Raw genomic sequence first — 18,834 nt, 5'->3', positions numbered from 1 at the left:
GGATCGGATCGCGCCGATCGGTCCGCGAAAGCGCAGATCTCCTCCGCGACGCAGAAGGGAGCCGCCATGCCGGTCCACAGTGCGGGGCTCCTCCTGTATCGGGTGACGGATGCCGCGCCCGAGGTCTTCATCGCCCATATGGGCGGCCCGTACTGGGCAGCCAAGGACGAAGGCGCCTGGTCGGTTCCCAAGGGGGAGTACGACCCCGACGCGGAGGCCGCGCTCGACGCCGCGCTGCGAGAGTTCGAGGAGGAGCTCGGCGTCGCTCCGCCGGGCGAGCCCTACGCCGAACTCGGCACATGGTCGTATTCCTCGGGCAAGCGCATCACGGTGTTCGTCGTCGACGGCGCTCGCGTTCGAGGCGACCGAGTTCACCTTCGGCGAGTTCGAGATGGAGTGGCCGCCGCGCTCGGGGCGCACCGGGTCGTTCCCCGAGGTCGACAGGGCCGAGTGGATGCCCCTGCCCGACGCCCGGGAGAAGCTCGTGAAAGGGCAGCGCCCCGCCCTCGACGCACTGGAGCAGCGCCTCGCGGAGGCCGCTCGCTGAGCGCGTTTCGTCTCGCTCCGCTCGCGCAGCGACCGGGCACAGTCCTCGGTCGTTGAGCGAGGAGCGAAGCGACGAGACGAAACGCGTCGGCTCACCGGAGGCCTCGGCCGAGGCATCCGCTCACCGTCCGTTCTTCGGCGCGACCGAGACATCGATGCGCTCCTGCGCGCCGAGCGACGACCATGCGCTCGTGATGCCCTTCGCCGCGTGCTCGGACGCCCGCACCGCGCGCTCGTCGGCCCACGCGTTGAGCACGTGGCCGGAGTGCCCGCGCACGTGCTCGAGCACGACATCGGGAAGTCCGGCCGCACGCCGCGCGTCGCGCGCCGTGATGAGCTGCTCGAGCAGGTCGACGTTCTTCGTCGGCGCGCCCGTCGACGTCTTCCAACCGCGGCGGCGGTGCCCGTCCATCCACTTCGTGTAGGTGTCGATGGCGTACTTCGAGTCAGCCTGGACGACGAGGTGCTCGACGTCGCGGTGGTCCTCGATCGCCTTCAGCAGCCCCATCAGCTCGCCGACGTTGTTCGTGCCGACGGGGATCGAGCCGGCGGCCCAGTGCCCGTCCTCGCCGACCCACGCCCAGCCTGTCGGTCCGGGGTTGCCCTTGCAGGCGCCGTCGGTGGCCACGATGTAGGGGGAGGCGTCAGTCACTCGGGCAAGGCTACCCGCGCTCGCCGGCTCTCTCCGCTCGCCACTCGTCGGCCAGCCGCGGCATCCGCTCGGCGAGGTACCGCAGGAAGTCGGCGACATCGCGGGCGCGGGCGACGGATGCCGGGGCATCCGTGTTCTCATCGGCGATCGCCTCCATCGCCGCCGCCAGCGCGGCGTACATCGGCGCGTTCGCAGTGATCATGCCCGACCACGCGTCGTCGACGAGGTCGTAGCGGTCGCGGCGCTCGCCGGGGCGCGACACCCGCTGAATGATCCGCATCGACACGAGGTACCGCACCGCGCCGGAAACGGCCGCGGGCGAGACGCCGAGTCGGTCGGCGAGCTCGGCCGCGGTGTAGCCGTCGTCGGGGGAGCCGACCAGCGCCATCATGACGCGAGCCGGCATGCGCGCCATGCCCGCCGTCGTCAGCATCGCCGCGGCCTGCTCGGCCGCGCCCAGCCCGGGGTGATCTGCCACGGCCTATCCCGCCGCCGTCAGCTCGCGCCGCCGCATGAGGGCGAGCGACCCCGCCGCGCCCACTCCGGTCGCGAGCAGCAGCCACCACAGCCCGCGAAGGTCGACGGCGTCCCCGTCGACCTGCGGCGTCACCGCGATCGGCGACAGGTGCACGAGCCAGTCCGGGAACTGGAACAGCGGACCGAAGAGACCCAGCACCATCGCCACCAGCACGAGCGTCCAGCCCAGCGGGATCGTGAGACGGGGTACGAGCACGAAGGCGAGGGCCGTGACGACCAGGAACACGGATGCCGCGGCGACCTGCCCTGCGGCCGTGATCGCGACCGTGCGCATGAGCTCCCACTCTCCCGCCTGCCCGGCGATGCCGAGCGCCGCTCCGCCGACGGCCGCCCCGACCACCAGCACGATGCCGACGAGCGCGACGACGAGGTAGTCGGCGAGCCAGCGCACCCGGCCGACCGGAGCGGACAGCACCGGCTCCGCCGTGCCATGCGCCTCCTCCTGTCGAGCGCGGCAGACGACCTGCACCGCGCAGCACGCCGCCAGCACCCCGAGCATCGTGAAGAACGTGGTGACCGTGCCCTGCTCGATGCTGCCCTCACCGGAGATCTGCCGCAGGATCTCCTCGACGGCGGGGTTGGCGGCCCCGACCTCCTCCACGATCGAGGCGAGCGACGTCGAGAGGATTCCCGTCAGCAGCCCGCCGACGGCCCAGCCCGCCACGGCACCCCGCGTGAGTCGCCACGTGAGTCCCAGCGGTGAGGAGAGGGCGGCGGATGCCTCGGCACGCCCTGTCCGCTCCGGGATGAAGCTGCCTCCGAGGTCTCGGAGCGACGCCAGCGCGATCGACGTGACGGCGAGCGCGAGACCCACCACCGCGCAGAGCAGCGCGGGCCACCACGAGTTCTCGTCGAACGCGCGCGTGTTCTCGCCCCAGCCGAACGGCGACAGCCATGTGAGCCACGAGCTCTCCATGCGCGTGAGGTCGTCGCTCGGCGTGCCGATCGCGTTGCCGATCCCGGCGATCACGAAGGTCGTGACGGTGGTCCACACCGCGACGCTGTTCGCCCCGCGGGAGGTGCGCATCAGCTGCGCCGCGAACAGCCCGACACCGAGGAAGACCACGCCCACGCCGCCCGCCGCCAGTCCCGTCAGGAGGGCGCCTTCGGCGTCGAGACCGGCCGCGAGGAAGGCGCCGGCCGTCAGCGCGCTCAGCAGGAGGTTCGCCAGGAGGCCGTGGGTCGCGGTGGCGATGATCGGCAGACTGCGCCCGGCGGGAGTCGCCGAGATCAGTTCGGCGCGGCCGGCCTCTTCGTCGCCCCGAGTGTGCCGCACGGCCAGGAAGGTGCTCATGAAGGCCGCGAGCATCGCGAGCCACGGGAAGATCAGGAACACCATGAACGCGCCCTCGTCGGCGCCCGAGGGCAGTCCGCGGAAGAGCAGGATCACGGGGTTGGCGAGAGCCGCGGCGAGCAGGGAGGTGCGGTCCCGCTCGGTGCCGTACGCATCGGCGACACCGATGTACGAGGAGTACGCGAGGAGCGCCGTGCCCACCGTCCACAGCAGCACTTGCAGCCAATCGCGTCGCACGCGCTGGCCGATGAGAGCGAGGAATCGGATCATCGTCCGTTGCCCTCCATCGCCGCGAGGTCGTCGCCGTAGTGACGCAGGAAGAGCTCCTCGAGCGAGGGCGGGGCGACCCGCAGCCCGGCCACCCCGCGCGCCGCGAGGCCGGGCAGCGCGCCGGCGACCGCGTCGCTGTCGACCGTGAACCTCACGCGCCCTTCTTCCGCCGTGACGTCGTGTGCGCCGGCGATGCCGGCGGCCGCCGAGGCATCCGTCCCCTCGAACGAGATCTCGGTGCGCGTCAGATGACGGAGCTCCGCCAGGGTGCCGGACTCGACCACCTTGCCGGCGCGGATGATCGAGACGCGATCGCACAGCTGCTCGACCTCGGACAGGATGTGGCTCGACAGCAGGACGGTGGCGCCGGCCTCCCGCACGCGGGCGATCTCGCGGCGGAACATGACCTCCATGAGCGGGTCCAGGCCGCTCGTCGGCTCGTCGAGGATGTACAGGTCGGCGGGCACCGCGAAGGCGGCGATGAGCGCCACTTTCTGTCTGTTGCCCTTCGAGTAGGCGCGTCCCTTCTTGCGCGGATCGAATTGGAACGCGTCGCACAGCCGGTCCTTCTCGGCGCGATAGACGGCGTCGTGACGGGATGCCCCGCGCAGCCGCGCCATGAGGTCGATCGCCTCACCGCCCGAGAGGTTCGGCCACACACTCACGTCGCCGGGGACGGAGGCGATGCGCCGGTGCAGGTCGACCGCGTCTCGCCACGGGTCGCCGCCGAAGACGGATGCCTCGCCGCCGGTCTTGCGGGCGAGACCGAGCAGTACGCGGATCGTCGTCGACTTCCCGGCGCCGTTCGGCCCGAGGAAGCCGTGGACCTGTCCTTCGCCCACCTCGAGGTGGAGCCCGTCGAGGGCGTGGACGCGGCCGTAGTGCTTGGTGAGGGCGGCGGTGCGGATCACGAGGGTCATACAGCGGACGCTACGCTGATTTCATGATTTTGTGAATATTCCTACCGGGAATCTTTGCGGCCGGAGTCGGCCGCCCCCCGGCGATCGCCGGTGCTACTGGAGCAGGCGGGAAAGGTGCGATGGTCGCCGTATCCCGTGACTGCGCTCCGTATGTATACGCCGTAGCCAGGTTGAGGTGATCAAGTGGCCAAAACGGGGGCTTGTGTATACAATGGCCGAGGTTCAGAACGAGGAGGTGCGACGGATGCGAGCCAGCGATCGCGCCTACGCGACCCTTCTCGACGAGATCCAGGAGGGCGCGCTGCCCCCCGGCGCGGTCCTCGGCGAGGTCGAGCAGGCCGCTCGGCTGGGGGTGAGCCGCACTCCGCTGCGGGAAGCGCTCGGGCGCCTCGCGGCCGACGGACTCGTCGCACAGCAGTCTCCGCGCGTGACCGTTGTCACTCCGATCGACGCCGGCGACATCCGCGAGATCTTCGAGGTCCGCCGCGCCCTCGAGGAGACCGCCGCGCGCCTGGCCGCCGAACGGGGCGATGCCGGCGCGTTCGCCGACCTCGCGCGCGAGTTCGCGACCGCCGACGTGATCGGGGCCGACGGGCTCGACGCCTACTACTCGCTCATCGCGCGCTTCGACCGTCAGCTCGACGAGGCCGTCTCGAACGACTACCTCACGTCCGCCCTGCGCGGCGTGCGCACCCACCTGGGTCGCGTGAGACGCCTCGCGCGCGACAATCCCGACCGGCTCGCGGCCTCCGTCGCCGAGCACCGCCTGATCGCGTCCGCGATCGCCGCGCGCGACGCCGACCTGGCCGCGCACGCGACGCACGTGCACCTGCACAACGCGCTCTCGAACATCCTGGAATCCCTGAGTTAGGACGATCATGACCGTCATCCACCACCTCCGCGTCCACCGCAGCGACGAGAACCTCGCTCGCGAGGGACAGCTCGCCTGGCACATCGCCGAGGTCGCCGCCGACCCGGTCGAGGTCGAGCCCGACGTCGTCGACATGATCATCAACCGCGTCATCGACAACGCGGCGGTGGCTGCGGCATCCCTCACCCGCGCGCCCGTGAGCGCGGCCCGCCAGCAGGCCCTCGACCACGCCGTGTCGGTCGGAGGCAACGGCGCGACCGTGTTCGGGTGCGCTCTCGACCGCAAGACCTCGCCCGAGTGGGCGGCGTGGGCCAACGGCGTCGCCGTGCGCGAGCTGGACTACCACGACACGTTCCTCGCTGCCGACTACTCGCACCCCGGTGACAACATCCCGCCGATCCTCGCGGTGGCCCAGCACGTCGGAGCCGACGGCGCGGCGCTGGTGCGCGGCCTCGCGACGGGGTACGAGATCCAGATCGACCTCGTGCGCGCCATCTGCCTGCACAAGCACAAGATCGACCACGTCGCCCACCTCGGTCCGTCGGCCGCTGCCGGCATCGGCACGCTGCTCGGGCTCGACGTCGAGACGATCTACCAGGCCGTCGGACAGGCGCTGCACACCACCACCGCCACGCGCCAGTCGCGCAAGGGCGAGATCTCGACCTGGAAGGCCCACGCCCCCGCCTTCGCCGGCAAGATGGCGGTCGAGGCCGTCGACCGTGCGATGCGCGGCGAGACCTCTCCCTCGCCGATCTATGAGGGCGAGGACGGCGTCGTGGCATGGATGCTCGATGGTCCGGATGCCTCGTACGACGTGCCGCTCCCCGCCGCGGGCGAGCCGAAGCGCGGCATCCTCGACTCCTACACGAAGGAGCACTCGGCCGAGTACCAGGCGCAGGCGTGGATCGACCTGGCGCGCCGTCTCAACAGCGAGCACCCCGAACTCGTCGACCCCGCGAACGTCGAGTCGATCGTGCTGCACACGTCGCACCACACCCACTACGTCATCGGGTCGGGCGCGAACGACCCGCAGAAGTACGACCCCACCGCGTCGCGCGAGACCCTCGACCACTCGATCCCGTACATCTTCGCCGTCGCGCTGCAGGACGGCGGCTGGCACCACGTCGACTCCTACACCCCGGAGCGCGCCGGCCGCCCGGACACCGTCGCGCTGTGGCAGAAGATCACGACGGCCGAGGACGCCGAGTGGACGCGCCGCTACCACTCGGAGGACCCGAACGAGAAGGCGTTCGGCGGCCGCGTCGTCATCCGTCTCGCGAACGGCGAGACGATCGAGGACGAGATCGCTGTCGCCGACGCGCACCCGCTCGGCGCGCGGCCGTTCGCGCGAGAGGACTACGTGCGGAAGTTCCGCATGCTCGCCGAGCCGGTGCTGACGGCCGACGAGATCGAGCGCTTCCTCGGCCTTGCTGAGCGTTTGCCCGAGCTCACCCCCGAAGAGGTGCAGCAGCTGACGATCGTCGCCGAGTTCGGCGTCCTCGCCGCTGCGCCGGCTCCGAAGGGGCTCTTCTGATGACCTCGCCGAGCACGGAATCGGAGATCGTCGCGGACATTCCGGTGACGGATGCCGCAGGCCGGCGTGTCGCGCAGGATCTCCGCGATTCGGTACGGCGACCCAGGGGAGGCCGCTGATGCTGTACTCCGACGTCCCGGCGCACGAGAAGCGGCGGCTGTTCCGTGAGCGCCTCGCCTCGGGCGAACTCCTGCGGTTTCCGGGCGCATTCAATCCGCTGTCGGCACGGTTGATCCAGCGCAAGGGGTTCGAGGGGGTCTACATCTCGGGCGCCGTGCTGTCGGCCGACCTCGGGCTGCCCGACATCGGCCTCACGACCCTCACCGAGGTCGCGGGCCGCGGTCAGCAGATCGCCCGCATGACCGACCTCCCGGCGATCATCGACGCCGACACCGGCTTCGGCGAGCCGATGAACGTGGCCCGCACGATCCAGACGCTCGAGGACGCGGGTCTGGCCGGAACGCACATCGAGGACCAGATCAACCCGAAGCGCTGCGGTCACCTCGACGGCAAGTCCGTCGTGGACGAGGACACCGCCATCAAGCGCATCCGGGCCGCCGCCGATGCGCGCCGCGATCCGAACTTCCTCATCATGGCGCGCACCGACATCCGGGCCGTGGAGGGGATGGATGCCGCGATCGACCGCGCGAAGGCGCTGGTGGATGCCGGAGCCGACGCCATCTTCCCCGAGGCGATGCGCTCGCTCGAGGAGTTCGCCGCCGTCCGCGCCGCGGTGGACGTGCCGATCCTCGCCAACATGACGGAGTTCGGGAAGTCCGACCTGTTCAGCGTCGATCAGCTGCGCGACGTCGGCGTCAACATCGTCATCTGGCCGGTCTCGCTGCTGCGGATCGCGATGGGCGCGGCATCCCGAGCACTGGACACCCTCGTGGAGGAAGGGCACCTCACGTCGAAGCTCGGCGAGATGCAGCATCGCGCCGACCTCTACGATCTGATCGACTACGAGCAGTACAACCACTTCGACCAGGACGTCTTCACCTTCACGATCGACCGCTGACCACGTTGACGATGTCCCGAACTTTGCGTTACATGTCCCGAAATGACTCGCTTGCGCACCATGCGAGCGGCTCATTCTGGGACATGCCCCACCTCGAAGGAGAGCACGAGTCATGACCGATCCCGACATCAAGAAGGGCCTCGCCGGCGTCGTCGTCGACTACACGGCGGTGTCGAAGGTCAATCCCGAGACCAACTCGCTGCTCTACCGCGGGTACCCGGTGCAGGAGCTGGCCGCGACCCAGCCGTTCGAGGCGGTCGCCTACCTGCTGTGGCACGGCGAGCTGCCGACCGACGTGCAGCTGTCGCAGCTGCGTGCGACCGAGCGCGCCTACCGCGCGCTTCCGGCCGATGTGCGGGCGGCGATCGACCTCGTGCCGATCGACGCCCACCCGATGGACGAGGTGCGCACGGCGGTCAGCCTCATCGGCGCGCGCGACCTGGCGGGCTCGGGATCGGTGCTCGACGCGAGCGGAAGCGCCGAGGAGAACCTCGCGCGCAGCATCCGCCTCTTCGCCGTGCTGCCCGCGATCGTGGCGTACGGCCAGCGCCGCCGCCGGGGGCTGCAGCCCGTCGCCCCTCGCGATGACCTCGACTATTCGGCGAACTTCCTGTGGATGACGTTCGGCGAAGAGGCCGACGATGTCGTCGTGGACGCCTTCAACCGGTCGATGATCCTCTACGCGGAGCACTCGTTCAACGCGTCGACCTTCACGGCCCGCGTCATCACGAGCACCCTCAGCGATCTCTACTCGGCGGTGGTCGGCGCCATCGGCGCGCTCAAGGGTCCCCTCCACGGCGGGGCCAACGAGGCCGTGCTGCACATCTTCGACGAGATCGGCGCAGCGGAGAACGTCGGCCCGTGGCTGGACCGGGCGCTCGCCGAGAAGCGCAAGATCATGGGCTTCGGTCACCGCGTGTACAAGCGCGGGGATTCGCGGGTGCCGACGATGAAAGCCGCGCTCGACACGCTCGTCGAGCACTACGACCGCCCCGAGGTGGCGGCGCTCTACGACGCCCTCGAGTCGCAGTTCGTCGAGCGCAAGGGCATCTACCCGAACCTCGACTACCCGTCGGGGCCGGCGTACAACCTGATCGGATTCGACACGCTCACGTTCACCCCCCTGTTCGTGGCCGCCCGTGTGACGGGATGGACCGCGCACGTCATGGAGCAGCTGTCGTCGAACGCGCTCATCCGCCCGCTGTCGGAATACAACGGTCCCGACGAGCGCCACATCGAGGGCTACGTGCCCGACGCCGCGGTCGTCGCGGCGGCCGAGCGCGCGGAGGAGTCCGCCGAGTGAGCGTGTGGTTCGGCGACGTCTCCGGCATCGCTCTGAACGCGATGTCGGAGTCGACGCTGATCGCGAACCTCGGCATCGAGGTCACCGAGCTGCGCGACGACGCCCTGATCGGGAGGATGCCGGTCGACCAGCGCACCGTGCAGCCGGCGGGCGTGCTCCATGGCGGGGCTTCCGTCGCCCTCGCCGAGACTCTCGCGTCGTGGGCGGGGTACCTCGCGGTCGATCGCGACAGGTTCCATGTGGTCGGTCAGGAGATCAACGCCAATCACATCAGGCCGGTGTCGTCGGGGTGGGTGACGGCGACGGTCACGCCCGCGGCGATCGGCCGGCGTTCGCACGTGTGGGAGATCCGCATCGTCGACGAGGCGGGGCGACTGGTCTGCATCTCCCGCTGCACGCTGGCGGTCATCGAGCAGCGCAGCACCTACGCGACGGCGGCCGAGCGCGGCTGAGCCGCCGCGGCGAACCCGCGGAGCGCGGGTTTATGCAAGCGGTTGCGGGTAGATCGTTCGAACCGGATGCCCCGTGCCGCGGCATCCGAGAAAATGAGCGCTCTCTCATCATGTAAGCGCTTGCAGTTTCGGTCGGGTTCTTGCTACCGTCGGCCGAACACACCTGCACCCTCCGGCACGTCGTCGTGCCTTTTCCTTCTCAGGAGCAACCCCGTGTCGAAGCCGACATCCGCACGTGTCCGCCGTTCCGCCGCGATCCTCACCGCGGCGGCACTGATCCTGACCGGGGGAGTCGTCGCGTCCGCCCCCGCAGTCGCCGCTGAGCGCACGTTCGCGCTCGTCGGCAGCCTGCAGAGCGAGCTCGGCTGCCCGGGCGACTGGCAGCCGGACTGCAACGTCACCGACCTCGAGCCGACCGGCACGCCCGGGGTGTACGCCCGAGAGTTCGACGTGCCCGCGGGCGCGTTCGAGTACAAGGTGGCCGTCAACGACGCGTGGGCCGAGGCATACGGGCTCAACGGCGGCGGCGACAACATCCCGCTGACGGTCGCCGGCCCCGCCACGCTGCGATTCACCTTCGACGACAATGTCAAGCGCGTCGGCGTCGCCCCCGCTGCTCTGGACGGCAAATACTCCGCCGCAGACGACGCGCTCGTCGCCGCACCGGTGCGCCAGCCCGGCAGCAGCGAGCAGTTCTACTTCGTCATGACCGACCGCTTCGCCAACGGCGACACGTCGAACGACACCGCCGGGATAGCGGGCGACCGCCTGGCGCACGGGTTCGACCCGACCGACAAGGGCTTCTACCACGGCGGCGACATCGCCGGCCTGCGGTCCAAGCTCGACTACATCGAGGGTCTCGGCACGACGGCCATCTGGCTGACCCCGAGCTTCAAGAACCGGCCGGTGCAGGGGGCCGGAGCGAATGCGAGCGCCGGGTACCACGGGTACTGGATCACCGACTTCACGCAGATCGACCCGCACCTCGGCACGAACGAGGAGCTCGAGGCGCTGATCGCGGAGGCCCACGCGAAGGACATCAAGGTCTACTTCGACATCATCACGAACCACACCGCCGACGTCATCTCGTACTCCGAGGGCACGCAGACCTACATCACCAAGGAGGCCGAGCCGTACCGCGATGCGAGCGGCGTGACCTTCGACCCGGCGACGTACGCCGGCACCGACACCTTCCCTGCCCTCGACCCCGCCACGAGCTTCCCGTACACGCCGGTGATCGCCGATGCCGATAAGGACGTGAAGGTTCCCGCGTGGCTCAACGACCCGACGCTGTACCACAACCGCGGCGACTCGACGTGGGCCGGTGAGTCGGTCACGTTCGGCGACTTCGTCGGGCTGGACGACCTCATGACCGAGCACCCGACGGTCGTGGACGGCTTCGTCGACGTCTACCAGGACTGGATCGACCTGGGCATCGACGGGTTCCGCATCGACACCGCCAAGCACGTGAACTTCGAGTTCTGGGAGACGTGGTCGGCCGAGGTGCTCGACTACGCGCACGACGCGGGCAAGCCTGACTTCTTCATGTTCGGCGAGGTCTTCGACGCCGACCCCGCGAAGCTGTCGCCCTACGTGCGCAACTCCGACATGAACTCGGTGCTCGACTTCACCTTCCAGAGCGCGGCGACCGCGTACGCCAAGGGCACCGGCGCCGGGGCGAAGCCGAGCGGACTGCGCACCCTGTTCGCCGGTGACGACATGTACACCACGCCCGATTCTTCGGCGACGGCCCTCCCCACCTTCCTCGGCAACCACGACATGGGCCGCGTCGGCTTCATTTTGGCGGGCGCCGACCTGCAGCAGCGCGACGAGCTCGCCCACGAGCTGATGTACCTCACGCGCGGCCAGCCGGTCGTGTACTACGGCGACGAGCAGGGCTTCGCGGGCGCCGGCGGTGACAAGGACGCGCGTCAGACCCTCTTCGCCACCGAGACCGCCGAGTACGCCAACCAGACCCTCGTCACGGGCGGTCAGCTCGGCAGCCAGGACCGCTACGCGACGGACGCTCCGCTGTACACGCACATCGCGGCGCTGGCCGAGCTGCGCTCGAGCCACCCCGCGCTCGAGACGGGTGCGCAGATCGAGCGCTTCGTCGAAGACGCCGCGGCCGGTGTGTACGCCTTCAGCCGCGTCGATCGTGACGAGAAGGTCGAGTACCTGGTCGCCACGAACAACGCGACCGCCGCGCGCACGGTCTCGATCCCGACGCTCACGGCCCAGGCATCCTTCGCCCCGCTCTACGGCGGAGGCCAGGCGTTCAGCACCGATGCGGCGGGCGTCGCGTCGGTGACCGTTCCCGCCCTGTCGGCCGTCGTCTTCCGTGCGGACAAGACGGTGACCGCGCCGACCGAGGCGGGGGACCTGACTCTCACCGTGCCCGAGGTCGGCGCCGCCGTCACCGGCGTCGCGCCGGTCGGAGCCGACATCGCCGACAACGCCTGGGCCGAGACCAGCTTCGCGTGGCGCATCGTCGGCGAGGACGAGTGGCACGCGCTCGGAACCGCCGAGGACACCTCGCCGCGCGTGTTCCACGACACGGCCGGTCTCGCGCCGGGCACGCTCGTCGAGTACCGCGCGGTGTCGACGGATGCCGCGGGCAACCGCTCCGCCGGATCGACGTACGCGTCGGTCGGCAATCGCGTCAGCACCACGATCCCCGAGGAGCCCGAGCAGCCGGAGGAGCCGGAAGAGCCCGAGCCGCAGGACCCGACCAACTACGGCGCGGTGAGCGTGCCCGGCAGCTTCAACGCCGAGGTCGGATGCCCCGGCGACTGGCAGCCCGAGTGCGACGCCGTGCAGATGACCAAGGTCGACGGCATCTGGCGCCTGGAGATCGCCGACCTCGCGGCCGGAGACTACGCCTACAAGATCGCGGTCGAGAAGTCCTGGGGCGAGAACTACGGCGCCGGCGGCGCGCCCGGCGGGCAGGACATCGTCCTGAACCACGACGGCGGCGCGATCACGTTCTACTTCGACCCGCGCACGAAGAACATCTGGTCCACGGCTCAAGGGCCGGTGATCACCCTGCCCGGCTCGTTCCAGAGCGAGCTCGGCTGCAGCGACGACTGGAAGCCCGACTGCCTCGCGAGCATGATGTTCGACCGCAACAACGACGGCGTGTTCCAGTTCACGACCGACGACCTGCCCACCGGATCGTATGAGGTCAAGGTCGCGCACAACCTCTCGTGGGACGAGAACTACGGCGCCGGTGGCAACCCCGGTGGCGCGAACATCACGTTCTCTGCGACGGCCGGCAAGGTCGTCACCTTCCGCTACAACATCGCGACGCACGTGCTGACGGTGAAGGCGAGCGAGCCGCCGCTGGCGGGCACGGGTGAGCTCCGCTCGCACTGGATCGACGCCGAGACCATCGCGTGGCCGAGCGATCTGGGCAGCAGCGCCGCGGATGCGTCGTGGCAGCTGCACTCCTCGGCCGATGCGTCGCTCGCGCTGGCCGACGGCCAGATCAGCGGCGGGGATGCGATCGACCTCTCCCGGATCGACGGTGGCCTCACCGCCGACCAGAAGGAGCGATTCCCCGCGCTGGCGGGCTTCACGGCGCTGCGCGTCGAGGGAGTCGATCGGGATGCCGCGGCCGACCTGCTCAGGGGTCAGCTCATGGTCTCGCAGCGCGACGCGGCAGGCACGCTCAAGGCGTTCACCGGAGTCCAGATCCCTGGCGTGCTCGACGACCTGTACGCCGACGCGGTGGCAGACGTCGAGCTCGGCGTGACGTTCAAGAAGGACAAGCCGACGTTCCGGCTCTGGGCCCCGACGGCGCAGTCCGCCACGCTCCTCACGTGGGAGGCCGGCGCCGACGGCGACCCGGTCCGTCACGAGGCGGCGTGGGACGAGGCATCCGGTGTCTGGACCGTCAAGGGTGCGAAGTCGCTCAAGGGCGATGAGTACCTGTGGGAGGTCGTCGTCTACGCTCCGGCCACGGGAGCGATCGAGACCAACCGCGTCACCGACCCGTACTCGGTCGCGCTGACCGTGAACTCCGAGCGATCGGTCGCCATCGACCTCGACGACAAGTCATGGAAGCCGAAGCAATGGGAGAAGACGAAGGCCCCCGTGGTGGACCGCCCCGTCGACCGCGCGATCTACGAGCTGCACATCCGCGACTTCTCGATCACCGACGAGTCGGTTCCCGCCGAGGAGCGGGGCACCTACCGCGCCTTCACGCGTGACAGCGCCGGAACGAAGCAGCTGCGTCAGCTCGAGGCGGCCGGCATCAACACCGTGCACCTGCTGCCGTCGTTCGACATCGCCTCGATCGAGGAGGATCGCGCCAAGCAGCAGACGCCCGACTGCGACCTCGCGTCCTACGGACCGGCCAGCACGGAGCAGCAGGCCTGCATCCAGAAGGTGGTCGACGCCGACGGCTTCAACTGGGGCTACGACCCGTACCACTACTCGGCTCCCGAAGGCTCCTACGCCGTCGACCCCGAGGGTGGCGCGCGCGTGCACGAGTTCCGCGAGATGGTGGGGGCGCTCCACGGCATGGGCCTGCAGGTCGTGCTCGACGAGGTGTACAACCACACGGCGCAGTCCGGGCAGGGGGACAAGTCGGTTCTCGACAAGGTCGTGCCCGGCTACTACCACCGACTCAACCTCGCGGGGAAGGTCGAGACCTCGACGTGCTGCCAGAACGTCGCCACCGAGCACGAGGTCGCAGAGAAGCTCATGGTCGACTCGATCGTGGTGTGGGCGCGCGACTACAAGGTCGACGGCTTCCGGTTCGACCTCATGGGACACCACTCGAAGGAGAACATGCTCGCCGTCCGCGCCGCGCTGGATGAACTGACCCTGAAGCACGACGGCGTCGACGGCACGTCGATCTACCTCTACGGCGAAGGCTGGAACTTCGGCGAGGTGGCGAACAACGCGCTGTTCGTGCAGGCCACCCAGGGCCAGCTCGGCAACACGGGCATCGGCACCTTCACCGACCGGCTGCGTGACGCCGTCCACGGAGGCAGCCCGGTCGACGGGGCGTCGATCTTCTACCAGGGCTTCGGCACCGGCCTCTACACCGACCCGAATGGCCGACCCGGCGTGCCGGGGGATCCCGCCGGCGACCTCGCGCGCAAGACCGACCTGGTCAAGCTCGGCCTCGCGGGGAACCTGCGCGCGTTCACGATGACGGCAGCGGACGGCTCGGTGAAGCGCGGCGACCAGTTCATCTACAACACGTCGCCCGCCGGATACGCCGACCAGCCCGACGAGATCATCACCTACGTCGACGCGCACGACAACGAGACGCTCTACGACCACCAGGTCTTCAAGCTGCCCGTCGACACGTCGATGGCCGATCGTGTCCGCATGAACACGGTGTCGCTCGCGACGACGACGTTCTCGCAGACCCCGTCGTTCTGGCACGCCGGCACGGAGCTGCTGCGCTCGAAGTCGCTCGACCGCAACAGCTACAACTCCGGCGACTGGTTCAACCGCATCGACTGGACCGGCAAGGAGTCGACCTTCGGGTCGGGCCTGCCGCGCGAGTCCGACAACAAGGACAAGTGGCCGCTCATGCAGCCGCTGCTGGAGAACCCGGCGCTCAAGCCCGGCGCCTCCGACATCGCGAAGGCCGAGGCATCCGCTCTCGATTTGCTCCGCGTGCGCGAAGAGGTGGGCCTCCTCCGGCTCGGCTCGGCGGACCTGATCCAGCAGAAGGTCACCTTCCCCGGCAGTGGGCCGGATGCCACGCCGGGCGTGATCGTGATGCTGATCGACGATCTCGTCGGCGAGGACGTCGACCCGGCGCTCGAGGGTGCGCTCGTCGTCTTCAACGCCTCACCGGAGGCGACGACGGAGGTGCTGCCAGAGCTGGCCGGCCGAGGGTTCACGCTGACCCCCGCTCTCGCGAAGGGGTCGGATGCGGTCGTGAAGACGACGACGTGGTCCGCCGCCTCGGGGACGATCACCGTGCCCGCCCGGACCGTGGCCGTGCTCGTCGATGCGCAGGAGAAGCGCAAGAACCTGCGCTGAGGGACGAAGGAGGGGCCCGCCGCGTGATGCGGCGGGCCCCTCCTCCACTCCTGCCCTGGGGCCCTCAGGCCACGGGAGCGAGGCTGGCGCGCTGATCGACCGGGGCGAATTCGCGAAGGTCGACGACCAGACCGCTCGATGCATTCGACCGGTGTGCCATGTCTTGGAGCATGTGACCGTCGAGCTGCTCGGGTTCGGCGGAATCGAACACGAAGCGCAGGGGTATGGATTCCTGCAGCCACAGCGATGACCGCCCGCCGGCGTCGCCGTCCAGGTGCCGCCAGCTCAGCGTGAAGCTCTCTGCGCGGCGGAGCTTGGTCGTGATGACGACCTTCAGGTGGGCGAGCAGGCGATCAGGGAATTCGATCGGCTCGGCGGTGTCTCCGTAGAAGAGCTGTCCCATCTCGGCCCTCCTTTCTGCGGCGTGTGTGCCGTCGTGTCGAGTCTAGAGTACTTCACCGATTTAAATAAGCCATCTAATCTTTCACTCATCTAAGTTTCGAGTAGGATGGGGCGTAGTCGACGACGAGCGGAGGGGGTTCAGGTGGATTCCGGGGCTGTTCCGTCCGCGGTGCGCCGTGCGCTGCACACCTACATGCAGGCCCGCGCGGACGCGATCACCGTGGCGCGTCGCAGCCTCGGCCTGGGAGAGGGCGATGCCAAGGCACTCCTCCACATCGCCGACAACCCCGGCATCCGGCCGACCCAGCTGCGTGATCATCTCGGCATCACCTCGGCGGGCGTCACCGCGCTCATCGATCGGCTGGTCGAGAAGGACGTCGTGCGGCGGGACGTCGACGCCGACGACCGTCGCGTGAACCGCATCGCCGTGACGATCGACCTCGGTGAGGACCCGTGGTCGCAGCTGACTCGCTTCGACGAGGACTTCGATCGCGCCGTCAGCGGAATCGACGACGATCGCCCGGCGATGTTCGCCGAACTCCTCGAATCGCTCACTCGCGAGACGCTGGAGCGCGGGCGCGCCTAGACGACCGGACGAGGCCTATCCGGAGGTCGGCTCGTGCCCTGCCGACTTGGCTTGGAGGAAGGCGCACAGGGCCGACACGGTCGACAGCTCGGTGGCGAGGTGGAGGAGTCCGGGCGAGTCGAGCACGACCGTCTCCTCCCGAGGCTCCAGCGCGACGACCCATCGGTGGGATGTCGGCGTCTCAGGCTGGAGATACGTGATCGTCGACGCGTGCGCGAGGTGCACGCCGACGAGTCCGGTGTCGGCTCCGTCTCCGCCGTCCTGATCCATGACCCGCAACGTCCCCGCGAGGGGGTAGCCGAGCGCGAGGAATTCCTCGACCCACGCCTCGAGCACCTCTCGGCTGCGAAATGCCATGGCTCTCCCCTTTGATGCAGTCGCTGTAGAGACAATGTAGGCGATCCGCGCCGAGATCATGCTCCCGGGTTGTCGGAAGCCGCCCGCCCTGAGCACGCTGTGAGAACAGTCAAGGGGCCTGCGCTCGGGGGCGAACCCGCGTACGGTGCTCTCCATGGCGTATCTGCTCCGCGGGGGGCCGAGGGATCAGCAACTGGTCGACGACCTGCCCCGCGGCTACCGCCCGGTGGAGGGCGGCGAGAGCTCGCCCTTCGGCGGGATCGTCTTCGAGGCGGCCGTGTGGCGCGACGGTTCCGGTCCGGAAGGCGCTGCTGCCGGCGAGCCCCCGAACCTGCGGGCGCTCTGATCGGCGCATCGGGCTGAGCTCGTGGAGCGGCTCGCGCTCAGATCCAGTCCTCCAGGAACTGGCCGGGATGGGGACGGGTGAGCCGCTGGGTGCGCGTCGTCAGTTCGCTGACGACAGCCTCGTCCGTCAGTTCGGCGGCGCCGTCGGACTCCACGTGCCTCGCCACGATCTGACTCGCGGGGCCGACGAGAAAGACGGCCGACTCGAGGTTCCCGTTCGCGTCACGGATCGGCACCTCGATGCTCTCGGACGAACCGGCACGGGCCAGGGCGCGACTGTACTCCACCAGCGCGCGCGCGATGGCGTCGCCCGTCAGGAACTCGGTGCCCGCGTAGACGATCTGCATCACCCTTCATGAGTACACCCGCGGGGTACGACAGCGGAGGCCGTTGTCGTACCCCCGTCGGGCTGGTAGCGTGCACGGCCCTCGGCGCGGCTCCTGTGGTGAGCTATTCTTTTGTCTCCCTCGCAGATACATGGAAGTCCATGTAAAATCAGCAACGTGCCAATGTCGGCGCGATGACGTTCATCAGGATGCCTCACGAGGGCGTGCTGGTGCGGTTGAAGGAGCAACGATGTCCATGACCATGTCCCCGAGTCCAGCCCTCGCCGACGACGAGCGGGCCGCCATCCTCGAAGCGGTGCGCGACTTCGCCGAGACCGAGCTGGCGCCGCACGCGCTGGAGTGGGACGAGACCAAGACGTTCCCGGTCGACACGCTCCGCCGCGCCGGGGAGCTCGGACTCGGCGGCATCTACGTGCGCGAGGACGTCGGGGGCAGTGCGCTGTCGCGCGCCGACGCCGTCGCGATCTTCGAGGAGCTCGCCGTGGGCGACCCCGCGATCGCCGCCTACGTCACGATCCACAACATGGTCGCGTGGATGATCGACACCTACGGCTCCGATGCCCAGCGCCAGGAGTGGCTGCCCATGCTCACATCCATGCAGGGGCTCGGCAGCTACTGCCTCACAGAGCCGGGGGCCGGCTCCGACGCCGCAGCCATCACCACGTCCGCGATCCGAGACGGCGATGACTTCGTGCTCACGGGGGTCAAGCAGTTCATCTCCGGGGCGGGCTCGTCCTCCGTCTACATCGTCATGGCGCGCAGCGGGGAACCGGGCGCGCGCGGCATCACGGCCTTCCTCGTGCCGGCCGACGCGGCCGGGCTGTCGTTCGGTGCGAACGAGAAGAAGATGGGATGGAACACCCAGCCCACCCGCCAGGTCATCCTCGACGAGGTGCGCGTCCCCGCTGCCAGCGTGCTCGGCAGCGAGGGTCAGGGCTTCAAGATCGCCATGTCCGCCCTCGACGGCGGCCGGATCAACATCGCCGCCTGCTCGCTGGGCGGTGCGCAGTGGGCGCTGGACCGGGCGATCCGCTACGTCCACGAGCGCTTCACGTTCGGCGAGCCGCTCGCCGAGAAGCAGTCGGTCGTCTTCACCCTGGCCGATATGGCGACCGAGCTCCGCGCTGCGCGCGCTCTGGTGCGGGATGCCGCGGCCGCCCTCGATGCGAAAGCCGACGACGCCTCGATGCAGTGCGCGATGGCGAAGCGCTACGCGACCGACGCCGGCTTCCGGGTGGCCAACGAGGCGCTCCAGCTGCACGGCGGCTACGGCTACCTTCATGAGTACGGCATCGAAAAGGTCGTGCGCGACCTGCGCGTGCACCAGATCCTCGAGGGAACCAACGAGATCATGAGGGTGATCATCGGCCGCGAACTGCTGGGAGCCTGAC

At 69.4% G+C, this 18,834-nt stretch carries 16 protein-coding genes and 1 pseudogene; 10 read left to right on the top strand and 7 right to left on the bottom strand.

The window, feature by feature from the left end; genetic code table 11:
- The first annotated feature begins 66 nt into the window (after window positions 1-66).
- Window positions 67-547 (top strand): annotated as a pseudogene (locus tag HF323_RS14375) (NUDIX domain-containing protein).
- 120 nt (window positions 548-667) lie between these two features.
- On the opposite strand, the gene HF323_RS14370 reads toward HF323_RS14375, so the two are convergent.
- Genes HF323_RS14370 through HF323_RS14355 form a run of 4 tightly spaced genes read right to left on the bottom strand, consistent with a single transcriptional unit; the run spans window position 668 to window position 4,219 of the window.
- Entirely contained in the window at window positions 668-1,198 is a 531-nt protein-coding gene (locus tag HF323_RS14370; protein ID WP_169583526.1) for a ribonuclease H, read from the bottom strand.
- Window positions 1,199-1,208: 10 nt separating this feature from the next.
- Window positions 1,209-1,676 carry a MarR family transcriptional regulator gene (locus HF323_RS14365; RefSeq protein WP_317451091.1) on the bottom strand — a complete coding sequence of 156 codons (468 nt, stop codon included), beginning with the start codon at window positions 1,674-1,676 and terminating at the stop codon, window positions 1,209-1,211.
- Between the two features lie 3 nt (window positions 1,677-1,679).
- Window positions 1,680-3,299 (bottom strand): polyketide antibiotic transporter, encoded by a 1,620-nt coding sequence (locus HF323_RS14360; RefSeq protein WP_169583524.1) that lies wholly within the window; start codon window positions 3,297-3,299, stop codon window positions 1,680-1,682.
- The gene (locus tag HF323_RS14355; RefSeq protein WP_188241725.1) at window positions 3,296-4,219 is read right to left on the bottom strand and encodes an ABC transporter ATP-binding protein; all 924 of its coding nucleotides are present in this window, start codon (window positions 4,217-4,219) and stop codon (window positions 3,296-3,298) included. Before HF323_RS14355 ends, HF323_RS14360 begins: the two co-directional genes overlap by 4 nt.
- A 244-nt stretch (window positions 4,220-4,463) precedes the next feature.
- On the opposite strand from HF323_RS14355, the gene HF323_RS14350 reads away from it, so the two are divergent.
- The 6 genes from HF323_RS14350 (at window position 4,464) to pulA (ending at window position 15,406) form a co-directional block, all read left to right on the top strand.
- A complete protein-coding gene (locus HF323_RS14350) occupies window positions 4,464-5,090 on the top strand; it encodes a GntR family transcriptional regulator (RefSeq protein ID WP_169583522.1) in 627 nt (208 codons plus the stop codon).
- Window positions 5,091-5,097: 7 nt separating this feature from the next.
- Window positions 5,098-6,624 (top strand): MmgE/PrpD family protein, encoded by a 1,527-nt coding sequence (locus HF323_RS14345; RefSeq protein WP_169583520.1) that lies wholly within the window; start codon window positions 5,098-5,100, stop codon window positions 6,622-6,624.
- Window positions 6,625-6,742: 118 nt separating this feature from the next.
- Window positions 6,743-7,642: a methylisocitrate lyase gene (gene prpB, locus HF323_RS14340; RefSeq protein WP_169583518.1), complete on the top strand. Its 900-nt coding sequence runs from the start codon at window positions 6,743-6,745 to the stop codon at window positions 7,640-7,642.
- Window positions 7,643-7,754: 112 nt separating this feature from the next.
- On the top strand, window positions 7,755-8,945 hold the full coding sequence (locus HF323_RS14335; protein WP_169583516.1) for a bifunctional 2-methylcitrate synthase/citrate synthase: 1,191 nt from the start codon (window positions 7,755-7,757) through the stop codon (window positions 8,943-8,945).
- Window positions 8,942-9,397 carry a hotdog fold thioesterase gene (locus HF323_RS14330; protein ID WP_169583514.1) on the top strand — a complete coding sequence of 152 codons (456 nt, stop codon included), beginning with the start codon at window positions 8,942-8,944 and terminating at the stop codon, window positions 9,395-9,397. Before HF323_RS14335 ends, HF323_RS14330 begins: the two co-directional genes overlap by 4 nt.
- A 213-nt stretch (window positions 9,398-9,610) precedes the next feature.
- Complete coding sequence (gene pulA / locus HF323_RS14325) at window positions 9,611-15,406, top strand: pullulanase-type alpha-1,6-glucosidase (protein ID WP_317451090.1); 5,796 nt, start codon at window positions 9,611-9,613, stop codon at window positions 15,404-15,406.
- A gap of 64 nt (window positions 15,407-15,470) precedes the next feature.
- Here pulA and HF323_RS14320 read toward each other — a convergent pair whose 3' ends face one another.
- Complete coding sequence (locus HF323_RS14320) at window positions 15,471-15,809, bottom strand: hypothetical protein (RefSeq protein ID WP_169583510.1); 339 nt, start codon at window positions 15,807-15,809, stop codon at window positions 15,471-15,473.
- Between the two features lie 141 nt (window positions 15,810-15,950).
- On the opposite strand from HF323_RS14320, the gene HF323_RS14315 reads away from it, so the two are divergent.
- Window positions 15,951-16,394: a MarR family transcriptional regulator gene (locus HF323_RS14315; RefSeq protein ID WP_317451089.1), complete on the top strand. Its 444-nt coding sequence runs from the start codon at window positions 15,951-15,953 to the stop codon at window positions 16,392-16,394.
- Window positions 16,395-16,409: 15 nt separating this feature from the next.
- On the opposite strand, the gene HF323_RS14310 is transcribed toward HF323_RS14315, so the two are convergent.
- Window positions 16,410-16,751: a hypothetical protein gene (locus HF323_RS14310; protein WP_169583507.1), complete on the bottom strand. Its 342-nt coding sequence runs from the start codon at window positions 16,749-16,751 to the stop codon at window positions 16,410-16,412.
- Window positions 16,752-16,905: 154 nt separating this feature from the next.
- On the opposite strand from HF323_RS14310, the gene HF323_RS14305 reads away from it, so the two are divergent.
- Window positions 16,906-17,097, top strand: a complete 192-nt coding sequence (locus HF323_RS14305; protein WP_169583504.1) for a hypothetical protein — start codon at window positions 16,906-16,908, stop codon at window positions 17,095-17,097.
- A 37-nt stretch (window positions 17,098-17,134) separates the two neighbouring features.
- Here the strand turns inward: HF323_RS14305 and HF323_RS14300 are convergent, their stop codons facing one another.
- Complete coding sequence (locus HF323_RS14300) at window positions 17,135-17,446, bottom strand: hypothetical protein (protein ID WP_169583502.1); 312 nt, start codon at window positions 17,444-17,446, stop codon at window positions 17,135-17,137.
- A gap of 226 nt (window positions 17,447-17,672) precedes the next feature.
- Here HF323_RS14300 and HF323_RS14295 point away from each other — a divergent pair, with 226 nt between their 5' ends.
- Window positions 17,673-18,833 carry an acyl-CoA dehydrogenase family protein gene (locus HF323_RS14295; RefSeq protein WP_169583500.1) on the top strand — a complete coding sequence of 387 codons (1,161 nt, stop codon included), beginning with the start codon at window positions 17,673-17,675 and terminating at the stop codon, window positions 18,831-18,833.
- The last annotated feature ends 1 nt before the right edge of the window (window position 18,834 follow it).

Source organism: Microbacterium sp. MF43 (genome assembly GCF_012847295.1).
Taxonomy (GTDB): domain Bacteria; phylum Actinomycetota; class Actinomycetes; order Actinomycetales; family Microbacteriaceae; genus Microbacterium.
The sequence above is the reverse complement of the archived record's forward strand: the minus strand, read 5'-3'. Positions and strand labels throughout refer to the sequence as shown.